The organism is Streptomyces sp. NPDC026589 (assembly GCF_040638385.1).
GTDB lineage: Bacteria > Actinomycetota > Actinomycetes > Streptomycetales > Streptomycetaceae > Streptomyces.
Genome location: NZ_JBEZYG010000009.1, coordinates 145,028 through 170,988 on the forward strand (window position 1 = coordinate 145,028; position 25,961 = coordinate 170,988).

The window sequence follows — 25,961 nt, forward strand, 5'->3', positions numbered from 1 at the left end:
CCGATGCGGACCATCCCCGCACGCGCGGGGACCACAGTCGTGACCTGAAGCCCGGGGCCCGCAACCCGACGCCCGAATCTTGGCACCCGAGCTTCGGGCCGGGGCCTTATCCACGTACCCCCGGAAGAGTGACCCGGCCGTCCCGAAGCCCGAAGCTCAGGGCTCGGGACCCAGGCTACGAGGAGGGCTACTTCTTGCCCTCGCCCAAGGCTCCGCTGCGCCAGCAGCTCGTCGGCCAGGCGGTTGGCGGTCGCGGTGACGAGTCGGATGCGGATGTTGTCGATCCAGCGCTGGGCGGTTCCCGTAGCCCTGGGCCTTGTATTCGATCCCCTGGAGCATACACTCCAGCTGTCCGCGTCCCGGGCGCAGACCGTCTCCGGCGACTCCTTCGCCTCGTACTCCGTGACCAGTTCGCGGACCGCCGAGGCGAGGATGCCGGGCATGCCGGCCGTCTGGTTGGCAGTGACTTTCTGAGGATCGCCAGCGGGCGCGTACTTCTTCCTGGGGTGGCTCACGTCGCCGGTCCGGGTCTTCTGCGTGTCGTGCCAGACGGTGAGATAGGCGGCACGCGCGGTGTCCGTGCCCTCCAGGTTCGCGACGGTCGTGGCGATCAGCGACGTACGCCACGAGTGCTCGGCAACGCTCTCGGGATCACGAACCTCCCGGTCATCCACCACCCGGTGCGCCGCGTCTGCTGGAGCGTGCCCACCTCGGACAGGAAGCGGCCCACCGCGGACAGGTCGTCACTCATGATCCTCTCCTTTCATGCCTCGGCGAGGCGGATCTGCGTGCCCTGGTCAGGAGTTGTGAGGCTGCGCCTGGTGCGCCGCCGCGATCCGGTCGATCCGTGCGGCCAGGTCGAAGTCGGCTGCGGTGAGGCGGTGCCCGGCGTCGTGTGTCGTGATGGCGAATCGCACATGGTCCCATCGCAGGTCGATGTCAGCGTGATGCCCGACGAGCCGTTCGGCGTCCGCGACGTTCACGATCAGAGCCACACCGCCGTGGTAGCGAATCCCGAACGTGCGGGTGATCAGGTCCCCTTCGCGCACCCAACCCGGTAGCTCGGCCAGCCTCAGGGCGATCTCCTCGTCCGGCAGTGGATCCTTGCCCATCGTCAGTTCCCTTCGGTCACCGGTGCCAGGATCTCCGTAAGCTCCCGGCCGACCGGGGCATCGTGCCACGGGCGCATCGTCCGTTCCAGAGTGTCAAGTTCCCTGCGCATGCGGGCGGAACGGGTCTCGATGGCGATGGCGGCCACGGTCCGGGCGAGCTCCACAGCTTGGTCCGGCTCCCGTGCTGCTGCGGCGGCGGTCGCCTGCCGGGCCATGTACACCCCACGGTCTCGGCGGGCCGTCTCCGGTACCCCTGCCAATACCTGTGTCCACAGGGAGCCCGCTTCGACACCGAGGCCGAGCCGCCCGTAGCAGGTGGCTCGCTGCACCTCCAGGTATCCAGGCGTCCGGCGACACGCGTTGCCCCACGGCAGGTCGTCATCGACGCTCGGCAGAAGGCGATCGGCTTGGTCCAGGAGCTGATCGACTTCGCGGCGTTCGCCGGTAAGGCTGGCACCGTGCGCCTGCTGCTGCATCGCCATGATCCGCACCTTCGGTACGAGTCGGTCGGTGCTCTCAAGGACGGCCTCGCACAACTCGACAACCGCGTGCCCGTCCCCCAGGTCTGTGCGCACCTGCGCCTGGTTCACCAGCGAGTACCCGATGAGGTGCACATCACGGGACCGCACCGCGATCTCCTGCGTCACGCCTCTCCAGAACGCAGCCCCGTCGATGTCACCGGCATCCTGATACAGCCAGCCGACGAGCGCCGCGTACGCCGCGCCCGCACGCAGAAGCCCGCGCCGCGTCTCGCCCTTCGCGGACCGCACCAGCTTGTCGATGAGCTGATACTGCGCGGAAACCGTGCCGATCAGATCGTGAGGTCCCAGGAACATGTCGGCTCGATAGTGCCCCTCCAGTTGTTGCTGGAAGTAGTCGACCAGAGCAGGGTCGACGTGCTGGGGGGCCATCGGGCCGGTGACAAGCGCAGCGGCAGTGACGGAGGTGAAGGCTCGGCGGTTCACCTGTTCCTCCTGATGATGTTCGGGCCGGATCCAGCCCGGCGGGGTCGTGAAGCCCAGATCTTCAGGCCATCGACCAAGGGCGTCGTGAAGAACGATCGCGGTCTCTTCGGCCGGCCACCCCGAGCGCTCACCTTCCCAGCGACGCCATGTCCTTGCGGAGACGGTGAACTGGCGGTCGTCCAAGAGCTGCTGACCATGTCGGGTAAGTGCCCCAGCAGCGACGTCGATGGTCCGCCACCCCCTGTGCAGGCGGGCGGCTCGTAGCGCGTCATTACGGCCCATGCGTTCAGTGTGGAGTGTCATCGTTCGCGCTCCCGACCGTGGCCGCCGGATGGCCACGCGTGGCCATCCAACGACCTATCTCCTACATAGCGTGCACGCACATCATCAGGGTGTGACAGCGGGCCATGCAGCGGAATGGCTGAGAGCCCGGCGATGTGGTCAAGGAGACGGCCGTGCCGATGACGCTGAAGGTGTATGAGGTGAACCGCACAGGCACCGTCCGTGTCCTGCGGGAAGAGACCGAGGTGACCCCGTTCGAAAAGCCGGAGGCGTCGCACGACTTCCCCGCCTGTGAGTGCCCCACGTGCGCCGAGGGCGCAGCGTGAAGACCGCCGCCTCGGGCGATATCGCCTACAAGACTTGGCTCGGGCACACTCAGCACTGCCCGACCTGCCGCACCGGAGCCTCCTGTCCGACGGCTGCCAAGCTCGGCCGTGCCTGGCGGGAGGCGCGCGGATGAGGTGCTTCGCGGAAGGCGGCGTGCATGACTTCCCGAGCGAGAACGAGTCGGGCGCTTACTGTCCGGAGCATGAGGTGACGCTGCTCTGGCGTGGTGCCCCGATCACCGCCGCCGATGCGACCGGAGGTACGGGCGCGGGCCTGGACGGGTTGTCGGCGGGGGCGGACGGCCCGTACGGAGTTGTCTGCCGCAGCGCCTTGGTAACGGGTCTGGCCGACGTGCACGCCCTCTGCCTGCGGCCGGACTGTGTCTGCCCGTGTCACGCGTCGGCCACCGTACTTCGGGAAGCCGGATGAGCATCAACTTCTCAGCAGCGGATGTCCGCACGTGCGAAGCGTGTTGGCGCGCACCGGTCACCGCCATACGGCGTACCGAGGGCGGCCGCGATCTGCTGTGCCGGGCGTGTGCCGAGGGGGGCTGGCCGCGCCGGGTCGATGTCTTTCCGCCGTACGGGGTCTACCGGCTGCACCGTGTAGCCAATCGAACTGTTGCACCGAACAGAGGAGATGAATGATGACGATTAACCCCGTACGGGCGGATGCCGGCAAGCATGGCGGGCAGCCGTCGGACAAACCGTGGACGCCGCCCTCGGAGCCGAAGCCGTCTCCGGACGGGAGTCGCCCTCAGTGCTTCCCTCAGTGGTGAGCACCGCACACCAAGCACCCACCTACCCTGAGCTGGTGCAGGAGCTGGCCGATCGTGGGCTGCTGACCGGTCGGTGGCGGCGGGTGTTCGAGGCTGTTCCGCGTAGCCGGTTCGTTCCGGAGAATGTGTGGCGGCAGTTGCCCGACCGGTGTGAGGCGGTGGTGGGGGCGGATGCGTGGCTGGCGTTGGTGAACTCGGACGAACCGGTCGTCACGCAGCTCGACGACGGGGGCGAGGGCGGGCCCGGTGTCGCGACGTCGTCGAACTCGATGCCCTCGATGGTCGCCCGGATGCTCACGCTCCTCGAAGTCGTCGACGGGCAGCGGGTGATGGAGATCGGCACCGGCACCGGGTATGTCGCCGCGCTGCTCTGCGAACGGCTCGGCGACGATCTGGTCCACAGTGTGGAGCTGGACTCGGTCGTGGCCCGGCAGGCTGCCGACGCCCTCGCGCAGGCCGGTTACCGGCCACACCTTCGCGTCGGCGACGGCGAACAGCCCTGGCCCGGTTTGGGACTGGTCGACCGGCTGGTCTCCACCTGCGCCCTGCGGTACGTCCCGTACGCGCTGCTCCGGCAGGTTCGCCCTGGCGGGGTCGTGGTGGCCCCGCTCGCCCGGGAGTTCTGGTCGGGTGCGCTGGTCCAGCTTCGCGTTCAGGACGACGGCACCGCGACGGGCCCGTTCTGCGGCGGGGCCACGTACATGCCGATGCGGTCCCATCGTGTGCCCGACCTCCACGAGGTGCGGGGCAAGGGGCGGGCCCGTGCGGCGGGGCTCGATCCGGCTCGGCTCCTCGACCTCGGGTTCGCGTTGTTTGCGGGGGCGCGGCTGCCAGGTGTGCGGCTCATCCACCAGAGCACCGCCGACGGGGCCCGGGTGTGGGTGACCCGGGAGGACGGAGGCGCTGCCACGACTGCCTCGGGTGAGGAGGTGTGGCAGTACGGGCCCGGGTTCCTGTGGGAGGAGATCGAGCAGGTCTGGTGGGAGTACGAGTCGGTGGGGCGACCCGACGCCGGGCAGTTCGGGCTGACCGTGACCGACCGGGGCCAGCAGGTATGGCTCCGCGAACCACCTGAAGTCATCTGGCCTGGTAGGCGGTGCCTGGTCTGGGGCTCAGCCTCGCGCGAGCACCAAAGCTAACTGGTAGTCGGAGCCCCCGCCGCAGAGGGCTCAGCCCGAGTGCGCGGGTCCCACTTCTGCGTACAGGGCTGATCAATGAAGAGCGCTCGGCGCGAGGCGATAAGCAGGCAGAGTGGCCCCACAACGATCTCTGGGCCGGAGCCACTCTGCTTGTCGAGCAAGTGTGTTGCGCAGATCTGTCGGCAAGCTGCATAGCTGACAGGAGTGGACAGGCGAGCTAGTGCTGGCAGGCCCACGGGCGTCGCAACCAGGCGTCCGCCGTTCCGAGGACGAGCACCACGACCAAGACGATCACCGTAGTGATCCAGGCGGAGGGGGTGAGCGTCGACGGCACGATCAGGCCAGCTGAAGGCAGTGCGAAGACAACGGTTCGCATGTTCCTGCTGGGCTGATCGCCTGGATTCCTGGTCGTCACTTCAAGCTCCTCTGGTCCGGATGAGACTGCACCGGGGCGGGGTGCGTCCTCTGTAGAGGGCGATGGCCACCGGCTGGTGATGGGTGTAACGACGGGTGGCCATAGAGGTAACGATGCCTTGTTCCGGTGAAAGCGCGTTCCAGCGAGCAACACAAGAGCTCGATCGTTGCTCTCCCTAGTTTTTTCACTACTGCTCGGTGTGCATGTGGAACTCCAGGCCGACTTGGTGGAGCATGCCGAGTAACAGCGGGAAAACCCCGCATGCGCGGGGACCATGCGCGACGCTGCTCACCCTAGGGCGCACCCCCGCGTGGGCGGGGACCAAGGGATGAGATCAGGAGGTTCGGGTTGCGAGACCAGGTGCTTCCCTTAGCGCGTGGGAACTACTGAACCACATTTGCAAGGGGCGGCGGCCCGTCAGACTGACCGCGACCTCCGTCGTCTGCCGTCCTCAGCTCAGTCGGCATGTTTGCGATGGCTGCATCGCGCCGATCGGATGGCCTCGCTGGTTGGACGGGTACTCACAGAGTGCCTTGATCGTCAAACGCAGAACGCCCCCTTGGCTGCCAGTTCGCAAACCAAGGGGGCGTCAAAAGCGGTAGCGGTGGGATTTGAACCCACGGTGACGGGTTACGCCACACTCGCTTTCGAGGCGAGCTCCTTCGGCCGCTCGGACACGCTACCGAGAGAGAGCTTAGACCATCCCGGGGCGTGGACAGAAATCGGTTCTCTGGAGCGGGGCCTTGCCTGGTCGGGCAGCGGGGCGTACCTGGTCAGGGGGGCCGGGGCGTGCCGGTCAGAGCGTGCGGAAGAAGGCCGTCAGCTGTTCGGCGCACGTGGCCTCCAGTACGCCGCCGATCACCTCCGGGCGGTGGTTGAGGCGGCGGTCGCGGACGACGTCCCAGAGGGAGCCGGCCGCGCCCGCCTTCTCGTCGCGGGCTCCGTAGACGACCCGGGTGACGCGGGACTGGACCAGGGCGCCCGCGCACATCGTGCAGGGCTCCAGGGTGACCACCAGCGTGCAGCCGGTCAGGCGCCACTCGCCGTGGGCCTCGGCCGCCCGGCGCAGGGCCAGGATCTCGGCGTGCGCGGTCGGGTCGCCCGTGGCCTCGCGTTCGTTGTGGGCGGCGGCCAGCTCGGTGCCGTCGGGGCCGAGGACGACGGCGCCGACCGGCACATCGCCGGCCGACGCCGCCCGCCCGGCCTCGGCCAGGGCGCGGCGCATCGGTGCCTGCCAGGGGTCGCGTACGGGGTCGGGCTCGGGTACGCGTACGGGATCCGGGGCGGGCTCGGGTGAGGGGTCCGGCGGTCGTGCGGTCACCCGCGGACCCTAACGGACGGGACGGTACGGACGGGGCACGGGACAGGGGGTGAGGGAGGGGCGGGTGTACGGGCCGGGCTAGCGGACCGACTCCAGGACCTCCGCCGCTCCCACGGCCTCCGCGATCTCGGAGAGTGCGTCGGTCTGCAGGGTGAGCAGCTCCTTCTCGGACAGCCCGAGGTCGGCGAGGATCCCGAGCTCGCCGATCGGTCCCGCCGGCACGGCGTCCGGGTCGGGGCCGTCCTCGTCCGGGTCGACGGCCGCGGGGGCGGGCCGTTCCGGTTCGCCGTCCTCGGTGCCGTCGAGGTCGACGAGCTCCTCCAGGGCGGCGATCTCGTCCTCGGCCCCTGGTTCGCGGCCGAGCACTTCGTCGGTGAGCAGGATCTCCCCGTACGAGGAGCGGGCGGCGGCGGACGCGTCCGAGACGTAGATTCGGGGGTCCTCCTCACCGTCCACCCGGACGACGCCGAACCAGGCGTCCTCCTGCTCGATGTAGACCAGGACCGTGTCCTCGTCCACCGAGACCTCCCGGGCCAGATCTGTCAGATCGGACAGGGTCTCCACATCGTCGAGCTCTGTATCGCTCGCTTCCCACCCGTCTTCGGTGCGCGCGAGCAGTGCGGCGAAGTACACCGTGACTCTCCCACTGGTCATAGGCGAATCGGTCCGGCGGGAGGGCGAACGGTGATCCGTCCGTCCTGCGCCCCGCCCAACCGGCATCGTGGCAGAAACAAGCGCTGTACGAGACCTCTTCGGCCGTTGCGTCGGCCATCAGTTCCAGGAGTGCCTGGTCGGCCGTCTCCCTGACGAGGCGATCGGCGGGGGGAGTGCGCCGGTGGAACGGGGAGTGGTACGAGGAGGATCACCAACGGAACGTGCGCATCCGCATCTGTTGCCGCATACGGGCCGCACGGGCCCGGCGCGGCTGCACGCGGTCGCGCAGCTGCTTGGCCTCGTGGAGCTCACGGAGGAACTGGGCGCGTCGACGTCGGCGGGCGGCGTCACTCTCCTGCGCGTCCTCGACGTCACTCGCCGCGCCCTCCGCGTCGCGCCCGTCGCGCGGCCCGCGCGAGGCCGGGTCGCGCCGCAGTTCCCCGTCAGCCATCGACACACCACCCCAGTGCTGGGTCCGTATGCCCCCACCTTCCCCCCGAACAGGTGGTTGATGCCAGCGCAGAGTGCCGGGCGGGCGCGGTTACTGTTGACACATGCGGATCCACGTCGTCGACCACCCGCTGGTGGCGCACAAACTCACCACGCTGCGCGACAAGCGCACCGACTCCCCGACCTTCCGGCGGCTCGCCGACGAGCTGGTCACCCTTCTCGCCTACGAGGCCACCAGGGATGTGCGCACCGAGCTGGTCGACATCGAGACCCCGGTGACGCCCACGACCGGGGTGAAGCTCTCGCACCCCCGGCCCCTGGTCGTCCCGATCCTGCGGGCCGGTCTGGGCATGCTGGACGGCATGGTGCGGCTGCTGCCGACCGCCGAAGTGGGCTTCCTCGGCATGATCCGCAACGAGGAGACGCTCCAGGCGGAGACGTACGCGACCCGGATGCCCGAGGACCTCTCCGGTCGCCAGGTCTACGTCCTGGACCCGATGCTGGCCACCGGCGGCACCCTCGTCGCGGCCATCCGCGAGCTGATCAAGCGCGGGGCCGACGACGTCACCGCCGTCGTCCTCCTCGCGGCGCCCGAGGGCGTCGAGGTGATGGAGCGCGAGCTGGCCGGGACCCCGGTCACCGTCGTCACCGCCTCCATCGACGAGCGGCTCAACGAGAACGGCTACATCGTGCCGGGCCTCGGGGACGCGGGCGACCGGATGTACGGCACGGCCGAATAGGCCACGGCCGCATGGGTATGGACGCCGCCGAGCCTGTTCGGACGCCGAACAGCTCGGACGGCAATGGTTCGGACAGGGCCGCTCCCCGTTCCCCGTCCCCCGGTCCATGAATTCGCGCCCCGTGCCGGCACCGTACGGATCCGTACGACGCCGGCACGGGGCGCGAAATCGTGTGCGGGCTCAGACAGGAGCGCGCGTGTGCGGGGTTCAGCAGGAGGAGGACGGGGCCGGGGCCGGCTTCGTCAGGGCCGCCATCGCGGCGGTGGCCTCCTGCGGGGTGCTGAACGCCTTGAACTTCGTCCCGAGGATCAGGTCGACCTCGCCCGTCCTGCGGGTGTCGGTCTTCTGCACCGTGCCCGCCAGCTGGGTGCCGAGCACCGTGAAGCTGCCGTTCGTCGCGGTCGGTGCGCCGACAAGCACGCCCGTGCCGGGCACCTTCTTGTCGTACGCCTTCGTCGCGTTTCCTACCTCGCCGATGGTGAAACCGCGTTTCTTGAGCTCCTCGGCGGCGGATTTGGCCAGCCCGCTGCGCGTCGTCGCGTTGTAGACGTTGACCTTGATGGAGGCCGGCTTCGGAAGCGCCTTGGCGGAGGCCGCCGACGGCTTCGGGGTGGGGCAGTCCCGCTTGTGGTCGGCCGCGCTGGCGCTCTTGTCGCCGCCGGTGAAGACGTCGATGAGCTGCAGCGTGCCCCAGCCGGCCAGGCTGAGGGCGACGACGGCTCCGATGCCCGCGAGGACCAGCCTGCGGCGGTGCCGGGGGCGGCGCATACGGGGATAGGCGTCACCCGTGATGCGGTACTTTCCGCCCATGCCGGGGGGAGTGAGCATGCTCATGGAGGCAGCGTAATGCGACCCTGTGTCCATGCGTACAAGATGATCAACGTATGACACCCGGATGAGCGTGAAACCACCCGAAAGGCCCGGATTGGGTATCAGTGGGTGCGGAACCCGGGTGGGGTGTGCGGGCGCCCTCGCGGAGGTTGCTCGCCGAGGTTGCTCGCGGAGGTGCGCTCAGGTAGCCGGGGGTGGCGTCAGCGGTAGCCGGGGGTGGCGTCAGCCCAGGTCGAGGACGCGGGCGTGCAGCACCTGGCGCTGCTGGAGCGCGGCCCGGACCGCCCGGTGCAGGCCGTCCTCCAGGTAGAGGTCGCCCTGCCACTTCACGACGTGGGCGAACAGGTCGCCGTAGAACGTGGAGTCCTCGGCGAGGAGGGTCTCCAGGTCCAGCTGGCCCTTGGTGGTCACGAGCTGGTCCAGGCGAACCGGACGCGGCGCGACATCCGCCCACTGTCGGGTGCTTTCCCGGCCGTGGTCGGGGTATGGCTTCCCATTTCCGATGCGCTTGAAGATCACACGGAAAGCCTACCGGGCAAGGGCCACCGGGCGCAGCCAGGGAAGCTCACCGCGATGACGGCGCAAAGGGTGTATAGCGCCGTATTGGGCTCGATAACCGGGCAGGTGACGTGGGGGTCGCTGGAGGTCGGCGGGGTGTGGAAGGTCGCGGTAGTGGGCCCGGTGCGGAATCCGTGGGGATTCCGCACCGGGCCCGCTGGTGGTCCGTCGTGCGGGCTCGCTCGCGTTCCGTCGCCTACGGGACTGCCTTCGGAACTGCCTGCGAGACGGCTTGTGGGACGGCTTGTGGGACGGGGCCGTTTCGGGCTGCCGCTCCTACTCCGCGACCCGGCCGTGACCCTCGCGCAGGCCGCCGCCGCTGCCACCGCTGCCGGGCGTGCCCGTGCCGGTGTCGGGGGTGACCGGGCGGGTCAGGGAGCGCAGGTCGTGGGCGTACGTTCCGACCGCGTTGGCGATCACGTCGATGTTGGTGTCGAAGTGACCCATGTCGATGTTGTCCAGGTCGTCACAGGCCGCGTGGTAGCAGGGGTCGTACGCGATCCCCGCCTCGCCGCCGAACACCTCGGCCTGGGCCGCCGTCTTGATGCCCTCCGCCCCGGTGTCCGTACCGCCGGACGGGATGCCGACCTCGATGAACGGTCCGTAGTCCGAGCGGCCGGTGAAGTCCGTGCCCTCGTGCGGCTCGCCCTTCCCGTCGAGGAACTCGTTGATGTCACGCTCCAGTTGGGCCGAGCCCTCCGGGCCCGGGCCCTCGCCCACATCGTCGGAGTTGTCGCCGTCGAAGACGAACTGGACGCCGTTCGGCGAGGCGATCATGTCGAAGTTCAGATAGAGCGCGATCCGCTCGCGCTGCTTCTCGGAGAGCGCCGCGACGTACTTCTCCGAGCCGATCAGGCCGTTCTCCTCGGCCGACCACCAGGCGAACCGCACCTTGTTGGCGGGCTTGCTCTTCGACTTCGCCAGGTCCAGGGCGACTTCGAGCAGGCCGGCGGAGCCGGAACCGTTGTCGTTGATGCCGGGGCCCTCGGTCACCGAGTCGAGGTGGGCGCCGAGCATCACCGTCCGGGCCGTGCTGCCGCCCGGCGTCTCGGCGATGACGTTGCGGGTGGGACGGTCCTCCTGGAGCTCGCGGATCTCGAAGGAGACCGTGACCTCGCCGCCCGCGACGTCGGCGGCCAGCTTCTCGCCCTCCGCCTGGGTGAGGCCCCCGGTCGGGATCCTGCCCGCCGCGACTTCGCCGAGCGTGCCGGACAGGGCGCCCTCGACGTTGTTGTAGATGACCGCCCCGGCCGCGCCCGCGTCGGCGGCGGCCGCCTGCTTCTCGGCGAAGGAGCAGCCGCCGCGCTTGATCAGCGCGATCTTGCCGGTGAACGTCGTGGACGCGTAGTCGGTGGCCTCGCAGCCCGTCGTCCCGTCGACGGGCACCGCGACGAGCGCCGACGTCAGGCCGCCCACCTCGGTCGACGGGGTGTACGTCATGGCCTTGATCGTGACGTCGCGGGGCGTCGGCGTCACCACGGCGAGCTTCTCGGCCAGCGTCTCCGTGTAGGTGAAGCGGAAGTTCTCGTACGAGACCTTGTACCCGGCCCGCTGGAGCTGGCGGTAGACGTACGCCGCCGAGGCGTCGTGGCCCAGCGAGCCGGCGGCGCGGTGGCCGTCGGTCGAGTCGGCTATCGCCTGGAACTGCTGGAGGTGGCGGTAGGCGTCGCGTGCGGAAGCCTTCCGGACCAACTCCTTCGACAGCTTGGCCGCTTCCTTACCGGGGTCGTGCGGCGCGGGGCGTCCGGGGTGCGGGGACGCGGCCAGGAGGAGCGGTGTGGCCAGGGCGGTGGCGGCCACGACAGCGATGGCTCTGCGACGTGTTGCGTGCACAGGAGCCCTTCCGGTCTGAACGGCTGGTGCTCTGGGCGGCTCAGTACCTGAACCGACCGCCGGTGCTCCGAGCGGCTCAGTACCTGAACGGCTGAACAAATGTGCTGCGAAAGCTAGCGAGTGGGGTGGCGCCTGTGAACAGATGTGGCCGGATTCGATCGGTGAGAGGGGGGTGTCGGCCTGATCCGGCGCTCGACCACGTCACTCGCTCGACCACGTCACCTCTCCGTCGAGCGCCGGATCAGGCCGACTACCTGCCCGACTTCTCGTTCGGTGAGCCGCCCGACTTTCTGGGCGAGGGCCCGCTCGTCTTCTTCGCCGTTCCGGTCGCCTTCTTCGTCGCTTTGGCCGCCGCCTTGGCCTCCTGCTTGTACGCGCGCACCTCGACGAGCGACTCCGGGCCCGTGATGTCGGCGACCGACCGGCGCGATCCGGCCTCCCCGTACGGGCCCGCCGCCTCCCGCCACCCCGCCGGCCGTACGCCGAACTGCTTGCCGAGCAGCGCCAGGAAGATCCGCGCCTTCTGTTCGCCGAAGCCGGGCAGTGCGTTGAGGCGTTTCAGCAGCTCGTCGCCGGTCGCCGCGTCCCGCCACACGGCGCTCGCGTCGCCGTCGTACTCCGCCACCAGGTAGCGGCACAACTGCTGCACCCGCTGAGCCATGGAGCCGGGGTAGCGGTGCAGAGCCGGTTTCGTGGTGAACAGTTCGGTGAAGGCGTCCGGGTCGTAGGCGGCGATCCGCCCCGCGTCCAGGTCATCGGAGCCCAGGCGCTCCGCGAGGGTGTACGGGCCCGTGAACGCCCACTCCATCGGAACCTGTTGGTCCAGCAGCATGCCGACCAGAGCGGCCAGCGGGCTGCGGCCGAGAAGCTCGTCGGCCTCCGGATTCTGGGCGATCCGCAGGGTGATGTCCTTGCCGCTGTCGCTCGTGGTCATGCTGCCGATCATCGCGAGCACGGCGGACGACGGCGACCGGTACTGCGCCGATGGCCTCTCCCTGTCGGCCGAAGGGAGTAGGCAGGCGCGTGGAGGTCGTGGTGTGCGCGTCCGTCCGTGTCGCCGCGCTGCCCGATGAGGCAGCTCCGGATGCCCCGGCCGGGCCGGGGCGCGGGCTGGACGGGCCGGGGGCCGCACCGTAATCGTGGAATGCCGAGGACAGCGCGGTCAGGGGAGAGATGAGCATGGACGCGCACGACATCGAGCAGGAACGCCACGAGCACCACGAGCACCACGAGCACGGTGGACACCAGGGACACGGTGGGCGGGAACAGGCCCACGAGCGCGATGAGCAGCGCGGCGAAACCGCCGCGGAGGCATCCGGCGAGCAGGCCCACCACGTCTTCCGGGCCGCTGCCACGGGTCGGGCCGATGTGGTCGGAGCGGCCGGGATGGGGCTGCTCCAGCGGACGGCCGGCAACGGGGCGATCGGGGCGATGGTCCAGCGTTCCCGGTCCGGGGCCGCCGAATCCACCGCCGAGCAGGCCGAGCAGACGGCGCAGACGGCGCAGACGGGGCAGCCCGAGGGACAGCGGTCGCCGGTGCACGACGTGGTCTCCTCCGGCGGTTCGCCCTTGGACACCGACACCCGTACGGACATGGAGAGCCGGATGGGCGCGGACTTCTCCGACGTGCGCGTCCACCACGACTCCGCCGCGCACGAGTCGGCGAAGGGCGTCGGGGCGCACGCGTACACCGTGGGCAACAACGTGGTGTTCCAGCGCGACGCCTACGACCCCGGATCCCCGCAGGGCCGCACCACGCTGGCCCATGAGCTGACCCATGTGATCCAGCAGCGCAACGGCCCGGTGGAGGGAACGGAGGCCCCGGGCGGCATCCGGGTCAGCGACCCTTCGGACCGGTTCGAGCGCGAAGCCGTCGCGAACGCGGACCGAGTGCTGTCCGACCCCGCGCCGGAGGCCGCACCGGCCCCGGCCGCCCCCATGTCCGCCCCTGCGCCCGCACCCGCTGCCGCCTCCGCCTCCGCCTCCGCCTCCGCCTCCGCCTCCGCCTCCGCCTCCGCCGTGCAGCGGGTGGCCACGGAGGACGAGGACGAGCAACCCGCCGACGTACAGGGGTTGTTCGTGCAGCGTGCGGAGGAGAAGAAGCCGGGGGAGGAGGAAGAGGAGGAGAAGCCCCCGGCCTGAGAGGAGCCCGCTTCAGTCGGCTGGTGGGTCGGTGGGTCGGTGGGTCGGCCGGTTCCGCTGCGGGCTTCAGCCCGTCGGCGTGTCCGGGCGCATCGTCCCGCCCAGGAACATCGAGGACGAGCACCGCGAGGGGGCCGGGGCGCCCACCGGCTTCCCGATCCGCCTGCAGTCGATCGTCATCGTGACCTTGCCGCCCGCGGGCACCAGGATCGGGGTCACGAAGTGGTAGTCGGAGTCGCGGAAGTTCTCCAGACCGAGGCTCAGGACGCGGGTGTCCTCGCCGGCCGTGACGGTGACCGTGCCCGCGTCGCCCTGCGGGTTCTGCACCACGATGTCGGTGAGCTGGAAGGTGTGACCGGCGGGCACCTCCAGGGCCGTGCCGGTGTTCGGGCCGCCGCCCACCCCGTCCCGCACCCGGACCTGCGCGCTGGTCGGGGCGCCCGCCGCCGCGTCACCGCCGCCCCCGCCGCTGCCGTTGCCGCCCGAGGCGGACGAGCCCGGTGACGGGGTGGGGCTTGCCGCACCGCCGCCCGTGCCCGCCCCGGCGGAGTCGCCGCCGCCGGAGCCCGCGCCGCCCTGCTCGCCCTCTTCCGGGGCCTTGCTCTTGTCGGCCGCGGCGGCCGACCGTACCGCCTCGGGAGTGACCGCCTCCCGGGCCGCGGACTTCACCGCCGGGCGCAGCAGCGCGTACCAGAGTCCCACCAGGACGAGGAGCAGCAGAGCGGCGGTGAGCAGGGCCCGGGGCAGCCAGCGCGGCAGGATCGGGTCCTGCTGGTAGGAGCCGTCCACCAGCACCGGGGCCGGCGCCTCCTCGCCCTCGGGCGGCTGCGGGGCGGCGAACACCTGGAAGGCGTGCGTCACCGGCGTACCGCGCCACATCCGCTTCGCCGGGCGGACCCGCAGCTTCGCGAACTCCGCGTGCCCCGGCTCGATCCGCAGCTCGGAGGCGGCGAACACGACCCGCGCCTGTTCCGTACCGGGCTGGGCCCCGAGCCGTACGGTCACCGGGGTGTTTCCGCGGTTGTCGACGGCGAACTGGTGCCGCCCGCCGCGCGACCCGTTCGAGCCGCGCGGGACCAGCTCGGCGGTCGTCTCGGTGAACGGCAGGACGGTCACCCGGGCCTCGGGCACCACGGTGTCGCTCCGGTCGCCGGTCGGCATCACCCGGATCCCGAACGTGTTCTCGCCCGCGAGGACCGTCGCTTCGCGCGGCGGCCGCATGACCAGGGAGACGGTTCCGGAGTCGCCGGGGTACAGGGAGAGGACCGCGGGCTCGATCGCCGACCAGGCGGCACACGTCCCGACCACCTCGAAATGGTACTCCTCGACGGTCCGGCCGGAGTTGAGGATCTGTAGGGGGAGGGTCGTCTCCTCGCCCGGTACGACGGTGACGGACGACGCGTCGAGGCTTGCGGTAAGACTCATACGCGGACCGTAGGACCGGGCCGGAGGGTGGGCACCGGTCACGGAGGAACACTTTCGGGCAGATGTGATGCCCGAGGTAACCTTTTAGTTTCCTCACGGGTAAGAACGGGAATCTCTAGACCGCCTCACAACGGCTGGGGCGGACGAGTACAGCTGTGGAGCTTGTGCCTGCAGTGTGATGCTTCCGGCTGGTGCCCAGGGGGAGCATTCGCATGGAGCGCATCACTGTCGTTTTACGCGCGCAGGACCCGATTTCCCAGGCCGGAGTGGCCAGCCAGTTGCGGGCCCGCCCCGAGGTCGCTGTCGTCGACCGGGACGACGGGGAGCCGGCGCCCCAGGTCGTGGTCATGGTGGTGGACACCGTGGACGACGAGGTCCTGCGCGTCCTGCGCAACATCCAGCGCACCAGCACCTGCCGCACGGTGCTGGTGACCAAGGACATCGACGAACAGAAGCTGGTGAGCGCGGCGGAGTGCGGGGTCGCGGGGGTCGTCAGGCGGTCCGACTCGACGCCGGACCATCTGGTGCAGGTCATCGGCACGGTGGCGCGGGGCGAGGGGCATCTCCCCTCCGACCTGCTCGGACGCCTCCTCGAAGAGGTGGGCAGGCTCCAGGGTCAGGTGCTCGGTCCGCGCGGTCTGCACTTCACCGGCCTGGCCGCGCGTGAGGTGGACGTGCTGCGGCTGGTGGCCGAGGGGTACGACACCGCGGACATCGCGACGAAGCTGGCGTACTCCGAGCGCACGATCAAGAACGTGCTGCACTCGGTGATGACCCGTCTGCAACTGCGTAATCGCTCCCACGCGGTGGCGTACGCGATGCGTCAGGGGCTTATCTGACGACCTGGCGGCTCAGGCCTCCATCACGAACACCTCTGCACCATCGGGCAGTTCGGCCTTCCCGCGGAAGTGGCTCGTCTCTCTCCGCACGCGGCCGGCCGGTGCGCGACGGTGGCCTCCGGGTATCGGGCGTGGCGCGGGGAGGGGAACGCTGTGCGGTGGTTTCAGCCAGGAACGGGACCGCGGAGGCGAGCGGCCGGGCTCGTTCTCCTGCTGCTGGCCGCCGGCCTCGCGCCCGCATCGGGTGTGAGCGGTGTGGCGTCCGCCGTGCCCGTGCCGCCGGAGCCGTGGGTCACCCCGGCGACGCTGGAGGAGGCGCTCGACCCGGGCGGTTCGACGGGCGTGGACAAGCGGGTGCGGACCCCGGCGATCCCGCCTCGGCCGGATGTGGTCCTGCTGGTGGACGGTACGGGGAGCATGGAGGTTCCGATCACGAGCGTTCAGGAGAATCTGCCCGACATCGTCGGCAAGATCCGGGCCGAGGAGCCTGATTCGCGGTTCGCGGTCGCCACTTTCGGCGACCAGCAGGTCGACAGGCCGAACGCGGGGTTCTGGGTCCTCCAAGAGCTGACGGACGACATCAGCCTGGTCCAGACGGGTGTCAACGGGCTGCGCACGGACCTCGGCGGGTTCAGCATGGGCCCGTCGGAGGACTGGATCAACGGGCTGTGGGAGATCGCCGACGGCGCGGACGGCAAGACGGTGTTCCGTGAGGGCGCCAGCCCGGTCGTCGTCCTGGTCAGCGACGCCTCCAGCCACGCGCCGAGCAACGGTCACACCATCGACGACACGATCGCCGGCCTTCAGGACAACGGAGTCCGGGTGATCGGCATCGAAGTGGAGAGTGACCGCGGGGACGGCCTGAACGGCAACGGGAACGCCAACAACCCGGACTTCCCGGGTCAGATCGAGATTCCGCCGACCGAAACCGGTCAGGCCACCCGGATCATCGAAGCGACCGGTGGCCAACTGCTCGAAGGTATCCAGCCGGCCGAGACGGCCGAAGCGATCATGAACGGCTTCGACAACCTGCCCACCTCCGTCGGCCATGAACTCGTCGACTGCGACCCGCATCTCAGCGTCGCCCTGGACCCGCCGACGAGACGGCTGACCAGCGGCGGAACCGCGCAGTTCACGGAGACGGTCGACGTGTCGGCCGATGCCCCCCAGGGCACGACGCTGACCTGCACCGTGCAGTTCCTGCTCGGCACACAGGTGCCGGGGACGGACGCGCTCGGCCCCGCCGCCGTACCCGACCCCGACTTCCAGCAGAAGATCAGCATCGCCGTGAACGACATCAACGACCCGGTCGTCACCGTGGACGACCGTACGGCCAGGGCGCCCGACGACGACGGCGTCCGCATCGACTACACGGCCACGGCGACGGACCCGCAGGACGGGGCACTGCCGGTGACCTGCGCCCCGCCGTCCGGATCGCTCTTCCCGGTCGGAACGACGACGGTCACCTGTTCCGCGACGGACGCGGCGGGCAACACGGGGGCGGACACGGCCCGGTTCGAGGTGCTGGAACCCGTGGTGCCGCCGGACCCGCCGGACCCGCCCGCTCCTCCGCCGCCCCCGCCGCCGCCCCCGCCTCCGGCCTCCGACCTCGCGGTACGGGCCGATGTCAGCCCGGACCGTACGTACGTGGGGCGGCCCGCCACCGCCCGGTTCACGATCACCAACGCGGGCCCGGATACGGCGACCGGTGTCGTCCTCGGAGCGACGTGGCCGAGGACGGACGAGTCGAAGGACCGGAGCCTGCCCGGCCTGAGCCGGTGCACGGCGGCGCGGCCCTGCACGATCGCCGCCGGGGAGCGGGTCGTGGTGACGCAGACGGCGACCTACCGGGCGGCGGTCACCGGTGATGTACGGGCCACCGTGCGCGGCACCCTGCCCGACGGACGGGCGGCGAACAACCGGGACGTGGACCGGCTGAGGGTCCTCAAGCCCTCGCTGACGGTCACCCCGCAGGTGGCGAAACCGGGGCAGCCGGTACTGGCCCGGGGCAAGGACTACCCGCCGGGCGAGACCGTACGTTTCACGTGGAACATCGGCATCACCGCGGACCGGTCCGGCGTACGGGTCGCTCGGGACGGCACCTTCGAGGTGCAGGTGCTGGTCCTGCGCAAGGACACGCTGGGCCCGCGGGTCCTGCGGGCGGAGGCCCGCGATCTGCCGCGCCTGCGGAAACCGGTGCTGGTCGTGCAACACAACCTGCAACCACCGGACTTCGCGGGTCGCTCATGAGTTCACTCTTCGCGTCGGAGGCGGTCACCGGATGATCCATGAGGTGGACGACGTCCTGCGGGCCCTGATCCGGGCCGAGGTGCTGGAGGGCCGCCAGATCGCGGTGGTCTTCGACGCCCCGACCCGGGAGTGGGCGGCCAAGGTCAACGCCCCGATGGTCAACCTCTACCTCTACGACATCCGCGAGGACATGCGGCGGCGGGAGCGCGGCCTGCACAACGAGTACGACGAGCGCGGGGCGATCGTCGCCCGGCGCCGCCCGCCGCGCTTCTTCAAGCTGTCGTACCTGATCACGGCGTGGACGAAGCGCCCCGAGGACGAACACCGGCTGCTCTCCTCGCTGCTGGCCTGTCTGCTGCGGTACGAGGCGCTGCCCCCGGAGCGGCTGGCGGGCTCGTTGGCCGAGGTCGGGGCCGCCGTCCCGATGTCGATCGCGCTGCCGCCGCCGGAGGACCGGTCGTTCGCCGATGTGTGGAGCGCGCTCGGCGGCGAGCTGAAGCCCTCGCTGGACCTGGTGATCAGCGTTCCGGTGACGGCCTCGCCGGTCTACGAGGCGGGTCCGCCGGTGGGCGACGAGGGGCTGCGGGCGCAGTTCGGGGATGTACCCGCGCCGGTTCCCGGGGAGCGTGCGGGGGCGGGTACGACGGAGGCGCAACCGGGCCGGCCGGGGCTGCCGGTGTACGGGTCGCGTCCCGGGCGGCCGGTCCGGGAGCCTTCCTCCGGGCCCTCGGGCGGGGCGCACGGACGGGCGGTGTCACTGCGGATCACGGAGCGGCGGGGGACGCCACCTGAGGGGCGGGGCACGCCACCCGGGGGCACGCAACCCGGGAGACGGGGTACGCCATCCGAGGAAGGGGACGTATGACGGCGCGGGACGCCGTCGACCCGGACCTCCGCCATCTGCTCGCCCGGGCGGCGGCCGTGGAGCGGCGCATCCGGCACGCGGTGGAGCTGCGGCGGAGCACCGATCCGGACCCGGACGACGACTTCCGGGGCCTGTATCTCACGGATGACAGCATCGTGCGGCTGCTGGACGAGGAGGGTGCGAGGGGGTTTCCAGCGCTGAACGGTTCCCCGGCCGAGGGTTCGCCGGCCGGGGAAGGGGCCGCCGGGACGGAAGAGGATTCCCGACTGGCGGCGCTCGCGCGGGAGTTCGGCCTCACCCTTCTGGACACGGAGATCCTGCTCATCGCGCTCGTACCGGATCTGGACGACCGCTTCGAGGCGTTCTACGGCTATCTGAACGACGACGTTTCCCGGCGCCGCCCGTCCATCGGGCTGGCCCTGGGCCTGTGCGGCGCGGCCCTCTCCGATCCCGCGGCCCGGGCCCGGCTGGCGGCGGGGGCACCGCTCCGGGCCGGCGGTCTGCTCCTGGCGGAGGACCTGCACCGCCCGTTCCTGAGCCGGGCGCTGCGGGTGCCGGACCGGGTGGCCGCGCACCTGCTGGGCGACGACACCCCGGACCCGCGACTGGCGGACCTGCTGGCCCCGTGGCGGGCCGTGCCCGGGGTGGGCGACCCGGCCCCGCTCGCCGGAGTCCTCGCCGACGGCGTCCGGCTTGCCTACCTGAGCGAGGACCAGGGCGGCGCGGGCACGGCGCTCGCCGCGTCGGCGCTGACACGGGCGGGCCGGGGGGTCCTGGGCCTGGACCTGGCCCGGCTGGCGGAGGACCCGTCGCCCGCCGAGGCGGTGAACGCCCTGGCCCGGGAGGCGCGCCTGACGGGGGCGGGCCTGGTCTGCGCGCCGCTGGACGCGGTGTCCAGGGAGCGCCCGGGGCTGCTGAGGCTCCTCACGGCCACCCCGGTCCCCACCGTCCTGGTGGGCCGGGCGCCCTGGGACGCGTCCTGGTCGGTCGCCCCGCCCCTGCTGCTGCACGCGCCCCGGGTGGAGCCGTCGGCGAGGGGGGCGCTGTGGCGGGACGCGTACCGGCTCCGGGAGGACGCGCCGCTTCCGGCCTCCATCGCCCCGGACCTGCTGCTGGCCCCGTTCCTCCTCACCCCGGAACAGATCACCGGGGCCGCCCGCTCAGCCGCCCAGGCGGCCCGGCTGGCGGGCGGCGATCTCACCGCGGACCACGTACGGCGGGGGGCCCGCGCCCAGAACGCGGCAGGCTTGGACCGGCTGGCCCGCCGCATCGAACCCACGGTGACCTGGGACGACCTGGTCCTCCCGCCCGACACCCACACCCAGCTCCGCGAACTCACGGCCCGCGCCCGGCACCGTGACCGGGTGCTGGGTGAGTGGGGGATGCGGCCGGGCGGGGGCCGGGGCCGGGGGGTGTCGGCGCTGTTCGCCGGCGACTCCGGCACGGGCAAGACGATGTCGGCGGAGGTGATCGCCGCGGACCTGGGGCTGGACCTGTACACGGTCGACCTGGCGACGGTGATCGACAAGTACGTGGGCGAGACGGAGAAGAACCTGGAGCGGATCTTCACGGAGGCGGCGGGCGTGAACGGCGTGCTCCTCTTCGACGAGGCGGACGCGATCTTCGGCAAGCGCTCGGACGTGAAGGACGCGCACGACCGCTACGCCAACGTGGAGAGCGCGTATCTCCTGCAACGCATGGAGTCCTTCGACGGCCTGGCCATCCTCGCCACCAACCTCCGCGCCAACCTGGACGACGCCTTCACCCGCCGCCTGGACCTGGTCATCGACTTCCCGGTCCCGGACCCCGAACAACGCCTCCTCCTCTGGGACCGCTGCCTGGGCCCGACCCTCCCGCGCGGCACGGACCTGGACCTGCCGTTCTGCGCCGAGAACTTCGAGCTGGCGGGCGGCAACATCCGCTCGATCGCGGTGACTTCGGCGTACCTGGCGGCGGAGGCGGGGGGCGCGGTGACGATGGAGACGGTGATCCACGCGATCCAGCGGGAGTACCAGAAGCTGGGGCGGCTGACGCTGGCTTCGGAGTTCGGGCCGTATTTGGGGCTGGTGACCTGAGAGCCGGGGACCAGTAAGTGGGGCGGCCTTGAGGGCGGGGATCAGACTTTGACGATGCGGACGCGGTCGCCGCAGAGCATGGTCAGGTCCTCGGGATCGGAGGTCAGGACCACGGCCGGCTTGGGAGCGTGGAGCGCGGTGGCGGCGACCACGGAGTCGATGGCGTACTTGTGCCCATGAAGGCCCGCGTCAACGAGCAGGGCCATCGCCGTGCGCCCGATCTCGTCGGTGACCGGCTCCACGTTCAGCCGGGACACGGCCCAGTTGAAGCGGGCTGAGTTCACCCGCGCGTGGTGCGCCTCGATGAGCGTGAGGATGCTGGTCACGACCCGCATGTCCTCCTGCTCGGCCCCGCGTACCAGGGCCATGACCTGGCGGTCATCGGCGACGACCTTCGACAGCCCTTCGCTGTCCAGGACGAGGGTGCCCGGCCGGTTCATCAAGCCGCGCTCCCCACGTCACCGCCGGCGTCCCCGCGCAGCAGGGCACGGGCGGCATCGATCTCCGATGAGCTGAACCCACCGTGCTCCGCTTCGTGCGCGGCGGTCAGCTCGGCGAGGTTGTCCCGCTCGATCTGTCGCTGCACGGCGGCGTCCACGTAGGCGGAGAACCCGCGCTTCCCGACGCGGGCGCGGACGGCGGCGATGTTGCCGGAGTGCAGGCTGACGGAGACGTTGGCGGTGGGGCCTTCACCTGGTCTGTAGGTGACTTCGTCGCTCATGAGCCCATTCTAATAGATCTACTAGTAGAATGTGAGGCACCTTTGGCTCAATTTGGGGGCTGCTGACCTGGTTGTCGGAGTGTGACGTCGGCCTTGCGTCGCCGGGCTTTCCCGCATGCCCGTACCTCGTGAAACCTGCTACACCTCAGTCGTTGTCGTAGAAGTGAATTCCTTCATCGCCTTGCCATGATAGGTCTACTGCGATGCCGAGCCGCCGGAGATTCAGCCTCTCTTCTCCGCGATCCCAGGCGATGACGGATTCTTCCGGGTAGTCGTCGGGGTCTCCGAACGTCGAGATCAGGGCAGTCAAATATTCCTGAAAAGCTACATCCATTTGGTCCTGTGCGTGGATGTCGTTACGTGGTGAAACCTCAGTCAAGGTAACGTTGATTTCGAGAACGACTGACCTTTCGTTCAGATTCACAACGAACCCGCGAACGCCCCTCAGGTCTGGGTGTTCGATGGGGATCGATGAGATATCGAGTGAGTCCAGAGGGGTGAGTTGAGCCGTTCGAAGAACCTCGGCGATCTCGCTGGAGGTCCAATTCCAACTAATCTCTTCGAGTCGCAGCGCAAGATCCACTACCTGTTCCCCGGTGAGTCGGCGAATCATTTATTACTCCTGATTTGTGGAGAGCGTGTCTCGTTAAACGATGAACTCCTGTACGGTGACCTTGCGCCCCCCAGGGGCCATAACTAAATGGTACTCAATTTTAATTGTTCCGTCCTCTATGCTCGCAATCAATCCTCTTGCGGCGGCTTCCTGGCGGAATTCCTTGTCGTTCTTCAGCGTCCAATTCAAGTACGCGGAGTGGCCCTGTTGGTAGGCGGTTCCTTCGATCGACCTGGTTCCGAGTTGGCTGCCCCCTCCCTTCGCTTCCATGATGAATAGGCTGGGTGGTGGTCCAGGCTTGAGCATGGCTAGATCAAAAGTGCCTGGGGCTCCTGGAGGGCCTTCGTACATGGGTACAGCCCCCCTGGATGCTCCAAAGTCGCGAGCGGCAATCATGCCCAACTTCTCTGATTCCTTGTTGAGGGCTTTTCCTCGTTCCTTATACTTGTCATCCTGGGCCAGGAAATCGCCAACTTCTTTGCCGCGACCCATGAGTCGCTGTTCCTCCAGATGTTTCGCGTTGATTTTATCGGGATCGTTCATTCCTAGCGCTTTTGCTAGGCGCTTCCTTTCCTTGTTGATCTCCTGACGTTCTTTGCGGAGCTTCTCGCGTTCTTTTTCAATCTTATCCATCGACTCTCCGGAGTGATCTTTCACTGTGTGCGGCTCTTCGGCCCCCCTGGTGGCCTCGACGTATTTCTCTCTGCGCGCCTTCGATTTGCTGACAAGGTTCTTGTACTTTTCGTATGCCGCCGCCTCCGTGAACTCCCCTGCCTCTGAATCCAGTATGAGCTGGTCCAACTCTGCCGTCTCGGAAGCGTCAAAATTATTCTGCGAATTTTTGTTCTTGTACCACTTCATCTTTCCGACCACTTGGGCCATGGAGCGCTCGCTTGCGGCCGGGTTTATTCGGCCGTGAATCGTCCAATACTCGCCGTCCTTCTTCGGTGTCAGCGATTCGAGTCCGTAGCGGCGGCGAATTGCTGACAGTGCCCTACTGAGGGTTTCCCTGCCCACGAGGCGGCCGCTGAATCTATTCGCCACCTTCACTGCGACGGACATTGCTTTGTCGAGGCGCTGGCGTTTTCCCTGCGGTGTGTCGTCTCCGCCACGCGCCTTGGCTTTAAGGTTTTTCGCCAGCGCCTTCCCCTTCCTGGCGATGAAGTCGACGATCTTGTCGATGGCCCGGGTCACCGGTCGTGACACCGACTGGAAGACCGACTTGACCTTGTTGGCGAGGCCGCCGATGCCCAGTAGGGCGGCCAGGAAGCCGATCAGGAGGGGGACGCTGGAGGCGAGGGCGGCTTCGATGAGTTTGGGGACGCCTGCCTGGCCGCCGTTGGCGATGGCGATGACCGCGTCCAGGACCGCGTTGACGAAGTCCGCGATCTGGGCGCCCTGCGTCACGATGAACGTGACGATGTCGATGATCCCCTTGACCGCGCGGACGAACGCGGAGGCGGGGTTGAGCAGGGAGATGATCCAGGTGATGCCCGCGATGAGGACCGTGGGGATCAGGTAGGTCGTCAGCTTGCCGAGGATGGTGGCTTTGAGGTCGCCCGCCTCTGCCTGGATCTCCTTGACCGCGCCGGCCGGGCCTTCGGCGGCGAGATTCTTCGCCACCGGGACCGAGGTTTCGACCGCGCTCATCGCCTCGTCGGGGACGCCCTTGCGGGTGACGCGGGTGCGGATGTTGTCCCAGGTCAGGCCGAGCATCGAGCCGATGAGCTGGATGATTCCCTTGAGGTCGAACTTGGCCGGGAGGTCCAGGCCCGCCTTTACCGCGGTGCCCAGCAGCCAGGAGACGACGCCGGTCTTCAGGTGGTCGGCGATGTTCGTGATGAAGAGGTTCAGGCCCGCGCCGACCGCTTTCACCAGGTTGCCCAGGAACCCGATCGGGTCCTTGATGATCTTCATGATCGCGGAGGCGGCCTTGGCGAGGATGCCCAGGAGCAGGTTCTTCAGCTCGTTGATCGTTTTGATGGCGCCGACGATGGCGTCCTTCGCCTTGTCGATGAGGCCCTTGTTGGCCTCCTGGAGCTTTTTGATCTCCTCGTCGATCTTGTTGAGGGCGGCGGTGTACTTCTGGGCCAGGTCCTGGACCAGCTGTTCCGACTTCTCGTTGACCGTGGCTTCCAGGTCGTCGAACTTGCCCGCGAAGTCCTTCGCCGCCTCCTCGCCGAACTGCTTCAGGTCGGCCGGGAGTCTGTCGACCTCGGCCTTCAGCTCCGTGCGGCCCTTGGCTATGCGGGCCTTCGCCTTGCCGAGTTCGGCGCCGATGATGTCGGCTACCGAGGAGATGACCGTCTGCATGCGGGAGACGTAGAGCTTGCGGGACTCCTGGTAGAGGTCGTTCGCTGCCTTCGGCAGGCCGGCGAACTTGTCCTTGACCCAGCGGACCTTGCCCCGTATGCCCGAGTACCGCTTGTCCTTGTACTTCTTCATCCGGCTCTTGTGGTCGGCCGTGAACGCGTCCCGCGCTGACTTCTCGCCCGACGTGAACGCCGTGTCCACCTTCTTGTCCAGGCCGGACAGGGTGTCCTCGACGTCCTTCTTCGTGCCGTCGTAGACCTTCTGGAGTTTTGCCGTGACCTCGGCGCGCTTCTTCTCGTCCTTCGACTTCGTGTCGTTCTTGCCGCCGTCCACCTGTTTGCCGGCGGTGGCCCGGGTGGAGGTGAGGCCCGCCATCGCCTGGGCTCCGGAGGCCGCCGCGTTCTGTTTCGCGGTGGAGAGCTGCTGGTCCTCCGCCGCCTTTCCCTTCGCGGGGGCCTTCGCCGCGTCCGCCTCGGAGGTTTTCTTCGCCGACAGCGCCTCGTTGAACTCCGGTTCGTTGCCCTTGGCCAGCTGTTCCTCGGTGACCTCGGCGTCCGCCATCGCCTTGTCGTTCTCGGCCGGCCCCTCGGAGAAGTCCGTGACGGCCGCCGGCTGCTTCTCGGGGACCGCGTCCGTGGCGGACGGTGCGCCCGGGTTGCCGGGAGCCTGGTCGGGGGAGAGCGGGGTGACCTGCTTGTCCTTGGCGGCCGAGGTGTCGGGCGGGGCCTTCGTCGCCGTGTCGATGTCCTTGGCGGACGAATCCTTGCCGTCGGTGACCTTGCCGTCGACCTCCGCCTTGACCTGGTCCGCCTTGCCGGACTTGGCGAACTTGTCGGCCTCGTCGAGGTTCTTGGGGGCCTGGGAGTCGATCGCCTTGTTCACCGCGTCGATGAACGCCTTCTTGTCGAACTCCCCGGGCTTCGCCGCGTTCATCTTCTCGGCGTTCGCCGCCTTGCCCTGGGCCTCCTTGTCGTCCGGCGGGGCCACCGCCGCGTCCTGCGAGGCCTTCGATTCACTGGCCGCCGGGGCGTGTGCGGCGAGCCGGGTCTTCTTCCCCGCCACATCGGCCTTCACCCTGCGGAACCCCGCCGCCTGCGCCGGGGACGGCTTCATCGGCGCCGTGTACCGCTGGGCGACCAGCCGCGACACCGCCCCGTTCCCCGCCATCCGCTGGAGCCGTTGGATCGAGCGGCGGTCGGGGCGGCGGTCGGGGGGCATGGCCGTGGCCGCCCGCTCCGTGCGCGGCGCTTCCGAGCGGGAGAGTTCGAGGGCTGGGGGGACCGAGGATGAGGATGAGGAGGAGGAGGAGTCGA

25 protein-coding genes, 1 tRNA gene and 1 pseudogene are annotated in these 25,961 nt (G+C 69.4%); 10 read left to right on the plus strand and 17 right to left on the minus strand.

What is annotated here, in order from left to right:
• Nucleotides 1-209 precede the first annotated feature (209 nt).
• From AB0F29_RS17605 to AB0F29_RS17615, 3 genes and pseudogenes are all read right to left on the minus strand, one after another.
• Nucleotides 210-751, minus strand: a pseudogene (locus AB0F29_RS17605) (HD domain-containing protein); the annotation flags it as partial.
• Nucleotides 752-797: 46 nt separating this feature from the next.
• Complete coding sequence (locus tag AB0F29_RS17610; protein ID WP_361872980.1) at nucleotides 798-1,112, minus strand: 4a-hydroxytetrahydrobiopterin dehydratase; 315 nt, start codon at nucleotides 1,110-1,112, stop codon at nucleotides 798-800.
• Between the two features lie 2 nt (nucleotides 1,113-1,114).
• Nucleotides 1,115-2,260: a Twin-arginine translocation pathway signal gene (locus AB0F29_RS17615; protein WP_361872983.1), complete on the minus strand. Its 1,146-nt coding sequence runs from the start codon at nucleotides 2,258-2,260 to the stop codon at nucleotides 1,115-1,117.
• A gap of 272 nt (nucleotides 2,261-2,532) precedes the next feature.
• Between AB0F29_RS17615 and AB0F29_RS17620 the strand changes: the two genes are divergently transcribed.
• The 4 genes from AB0F29_RS17620 to AB0F29_RS17635 all read left to right on the plus strand — a co-directional run bounded on the left by AB0F29_RS17620 (nucleotide 2,533) and on the right by AB0F29_RS17635 (nucleotide 4,603).
• Complete coding sequence (locus tag AB0F29_RS17620; RefSeq protein ID WP_266408815.1) at nucleotides 2,533-2,685, plus strand: hypothetical protein; 153 nt, start codon at nucleotides 2,533-2,535, stop codon at nucleotides 2,683-2,685.
• Between the two features lie 130 nt (nucleotides 2,686-2,815).
• Nucleotides 2,816-3,115 carry a hypothetical protein gene (locus tag AB0F29_RS17625; RefSeq protein WP_361872985.1) on the plus strand — a complete coding sequence of 100 codons (300 nt, stop codon included), beginning with the start codon at nucleotides 2,816-2,818 and terminating at the stop codon, nucleotides 3,113-3,115.
• Complete coding sequence (locus tag AB0F29_RS17630; protein WP_361872987.1) at nucleotides 3,112-3,333, plus strand: hypothetical protein; 222 nt, start codon at nucleotides 3,112-3,114, stop codon at nucleotides 3,331-3,333. Before AB0F29_RS17625 ends, AB0F29_RS17630 begins: the two co-directional genes overlap by 4 nt.
• A gap of 127 nt (nucleotides 3,334-3,460) precedes the next feature.
• Nucleotides 3,461-4,603 carry a methyltransferase gene (locus AB0F29_RS17635; protein ID WP_361872990.1) on the plus strand — a complete coding sequence of 381 codons (1,143 nt, stop codon included), beginning with the start codon at nucleotides 3,461-3,463 and terminating at the stop codon, nucleotides 4,601-4,603.
• A 217-nt stretch (nucleotides 4,604-4,820) separates the two neighbouring features.
• On the opposite strand, the gene AB0F29_RS17640 is transcribed toward AB0F29_RS17635, so the two are convergent.
• The 5 genes from AB0F29_RS17640 to AB0F29_RS17660 form a co-directional block, all read right to left on the minus strand.
• Nucleotides 4,821-4,979 carry a hypothetical protein gene (locus AB0F29_RS17640; protein WP_361872993.1) on the minus strand — a complete coding sequence of 53 codons (159 nt, stop codon included), beginning with the start codon at nucleotides 4,977-4,979 and terminating at the stop codon, nucleotides 4,821-4,823.
• 635 nt (nucleotides 4,980-5,614) lie between these two features.
• Nucleotides 5,615-5,702, minus strand: a tRNA-Ser gene (locus AB0F29_RS17645).
• A 112-nt stretch (nucleotides 5,703-5,814) separates the two neighbouring features.
• A complete protein-coding gene (tadA, locus tag AB0F29_RS17650) occupies nucleotides 5,815-6,243 on the minus strand; it encodes a tRNA adenosine(34) deaminase TadA (RefSeq protein WP_361873269.1) in 429 nt (142 codons plus the stop codon).
• Between the two features lie 174 nt (nucleotides 6,244-6,417).
• Complete coding sequence (locus tag AB0F29_RS17655; protein WP_018960780.1) at nucleotides 6,418-6,972, minus strand: hypothetical protein; 555 nt, start codon at nucleotides 6,970-6,972, stop codon at nucleotides 6,418-6,420.
• Nucleotides 6,973-7,201: 229 nt separating this feature from the next.
• Complete coding sequence (locus AB0F29_RS17660) at nucleotides 7,202-7,444, minus strand: hypothetical protein (protein ID WP_026291032.1); 243 nt, start codon at nucleotides 7,442-7,444, stop codon at nucleotides 7,202-7,204.
• Nucleotides 7,445-7,547: 103 nt separating this feature from the next.
• Between AB0F29_RS17660 and upp the strand changes: the two genes are divergently transcribed.
• The gene (upp, locus tag AB0F29_RS17665; RefSeq protein ID WP_361872996.1) at nucleotides 7,548-8,183 is read left to right on the plus strand and encodes a uracil phosphoribosyltransferase; all 636 of its coding nucleotides are present in this window, start codon (nucleotides 7,548-7,550) and stop codon (nucleotides 8,181-8,183) included.
• Nucleotides 8,184-8,390: 207 nt separating this feature from the next.
• On the opposite strand, the gene AB0F29_RS17670 is transcribed toward upp, so the two are convergent.
• From AB0F29_RS17670 to AB0F29_RS17685, 4 genes are all read right to left on the minus strand, one after another.
• Nucleotides 8,391-8,993: a LytR C-terminal domain-containing protein gene (locus AB0F29_RS17670; RefSeq protein WP_361873271.1), complete on the minus strand. Its 603-nt coding sequence runs from the start codon at nucleotides 8,991-8,993 to the stop codon at nucleotides 8,391-8,393.
• Between the two features lie 243 nt (nucleotides 8,994-9,236).
• Complete coding sequence (locus tag AB0F29_RS17675) at nucleotides 9,237-9,533, minus strand: type II toxin-antitoxin system VapB family antitoxin (protein ID WP_003967677.1); 297 nt, start codon at nucleotides 9,531-9,533, stop codon at nucleotides 9,237-9,239.
• Between the two features lie 315 nt (nucleotides 9,534-9,848).
• Nucleotides 9,849-11,405, minus strand: coding sequence for a M28 family metallopeptidase (locus AB0F29_RS17680; protein ID WP_361872999.1), 1,557 nt, complete (start codon nucleotides 11,403-11,405; stop codon nucleotides 9,849-9,851).
• A gap of 250 nt (nucleotides 11,406-11,655) precedes the next feature.
• A complete protein-coding gene (locus tag AB0F29_RS17685) occupies nucleotides 11,656-12,339 on the minus strand; it encodes an HhH-GPD-type base excision DNA repair protein (protein WP_361873002.1) in 684 nt (227 codons plus the stop codon).
• Nucleotides 12,340-12,584: 245 nt separating this feature from the next.
• Here AB0F29_RS17685 and AB0F29_RS17690 point away from each other — a divergent pair, with 245 nt between their 5' ends.
• Nucleotides 12,585-13,547, plus strand: coding sequence for a DUF4157 domain-containing protein (locus AB0F29_RS17690; protein WP_361873004.1), 963 nt, complete (start codon nucleotides 12,585-12,587; stop codon nucleotides 13,545-13,547).
• A 66-nt stretch (nucleotides 13,548-13,613) separates the two neighbouring features.
• On the opposite strand, the gene AB0F29_RS17695 is transcribed toward AB0F29_RS17690, so the two are convergent.
• On the minus strand, nucleotides 13,614-14,972 hold the full coding sequence (locus AB0F29_RS17695; RefSeq protein WP_361873007.1) for a hypothetical protein: 1,359 nt from the start codon (nucleotides 14,970-14,972) through the stop codon (nucleotides 13,614-13,616).
• Between the two features lie 212 nt (nucleotides 14,973-15,184).
• On the opposite strand from AB0F29_RS17695, the gene AB0F29_RS17700 reads away from it, so the two are divergent.
• The 4 genes from AB0F29_RS17700 to AB0F29_RS17715 all read left to right on the plus strand — a co-directional run bounded on the left by AB0F29_RS17700 (nucleotide 15,185) and on the right by AB0F29_RS17715 (nucleotide 21,001).
• Nucleotides 15,185-15,811: a response regulator transcription factor gene (locus tag AB0F29_RS17700; protein ID WP_361873010.1), complete on the plus strand. Its 627-nt coding sequence runs from the start codon at nucleotides 15,185-15,187 to the stop codon at nucleotides 15,809-15,811.
• 255 nt (nucleotides 15,812-16,066) lie between these two features.
• The gene (locus tag AB0F29_RS17705; protein WP_361873012.1) at nucleotides 16,067-18,061 is read left to right on the plus strand and encodes a VWA domain-containing protein; all 1,995 of its coding nucleotides are present in this window, start codon (nucleotides 16,067-16,069) and stop codon (nucleotides 18,059-18,061) included.
• 31 nt (nucleotides 18,062-18,092) lie between these two features.
• The gene (locus AB0F29_RS17710; RefSeq protein ID WP_361873015.1) at nucleotides 18,093-18,926 is read left to right on the plus strand and encodes a DUF4255 domain-containing protein; all 834 of its coding nucleotides are present in this window, start codon (nucleotides 18,093-18,095) and stop codon (nucleotides 18,924-18,926) included.
• Nucleotides 18,923-21,001: an ATP-binding protein gene (locus AB0F29_RS17715; protein WP_361873018.1), complete on the plus strand. Its 2,079-nt coding sequence runs from the start codon at nucleotides 18,923-18,925 to the stop codon at nucleotides 20,999-21,001. Before AB0F29_RS17710 ends, AB0F29_RS17715 begins: the two co-directional genes overlap by 4 nt.
• Before the next feature lie 41 nt (nucleotides 21,002-21,042).
• On the opposite strand, the gene AB0F29_RS17720 is transcribed toward AB0F29_RS17715, so the two are convergent.
• The 4 genes from AB0F29_RS17720 to AB0F29_RS17735 all read right to left on the minus strand — a co-directional run bounded on the left by AB0F29_RS17720 (nucleotide 21,043) and on the right by AB0F29_RS17735 (nucleotide 25,866).
• Nucleotides 21,043-21,441 (minus strand): DNA-binding protein, encoded by a 399-nt coding sequence (locus AB0F29_RS17720; RefSeq protein ID WP_361873021.1) that lies wholly within the window; start codon nucleotides 21,439-21,441, stop codon nucleotides 21,043-21,045.
• Nucleotides 21,441-21,722 carry a hypothetical protein gene (locus tag AB0F29_RS17725; RefSeq protein WP_361873024.1) on the minus strand — a complete coding sequence of 94 codons (282 nt, stop codon included), beginning with the start codon at nucleotides 21,720-21,722 and terminating at the stop codon, nucleotides 21,441-21,443. Before AB0F29_RS17725 ends, AB0F29_RS17720 begins: the two co-directional genes overlap by 1 nt.
• Nucleotides 21,723-21,867: 145 nt before the next feature.
• Complete coding sequence (locus tag AB0F29_RS17730) at nucleotides 21,868-22,335, minus strand: DUF6301 family protein (protein WP_361873027.1); 468 nt, start codon at nucleotides 22,333-22,335, stop codon at nucleotides 21,868-21,870.
• A gap of 33 nt (nucleotides 22,336-22,368) precedes the next feature.
• Nucleotides 22,369-25,866, minus strand: a complete 3,498-nt coding sequence (locus AB0F29_RS17735; protein ID WP_361873030.1) for a hypothetical protein — start codon at nucleotides 25,864-25,866, stop codon at nucleotides 22,369-22,371.
• Between the last annotated feature and the right edge of the window lie 95 nt (nucleotides 25,867-25,961).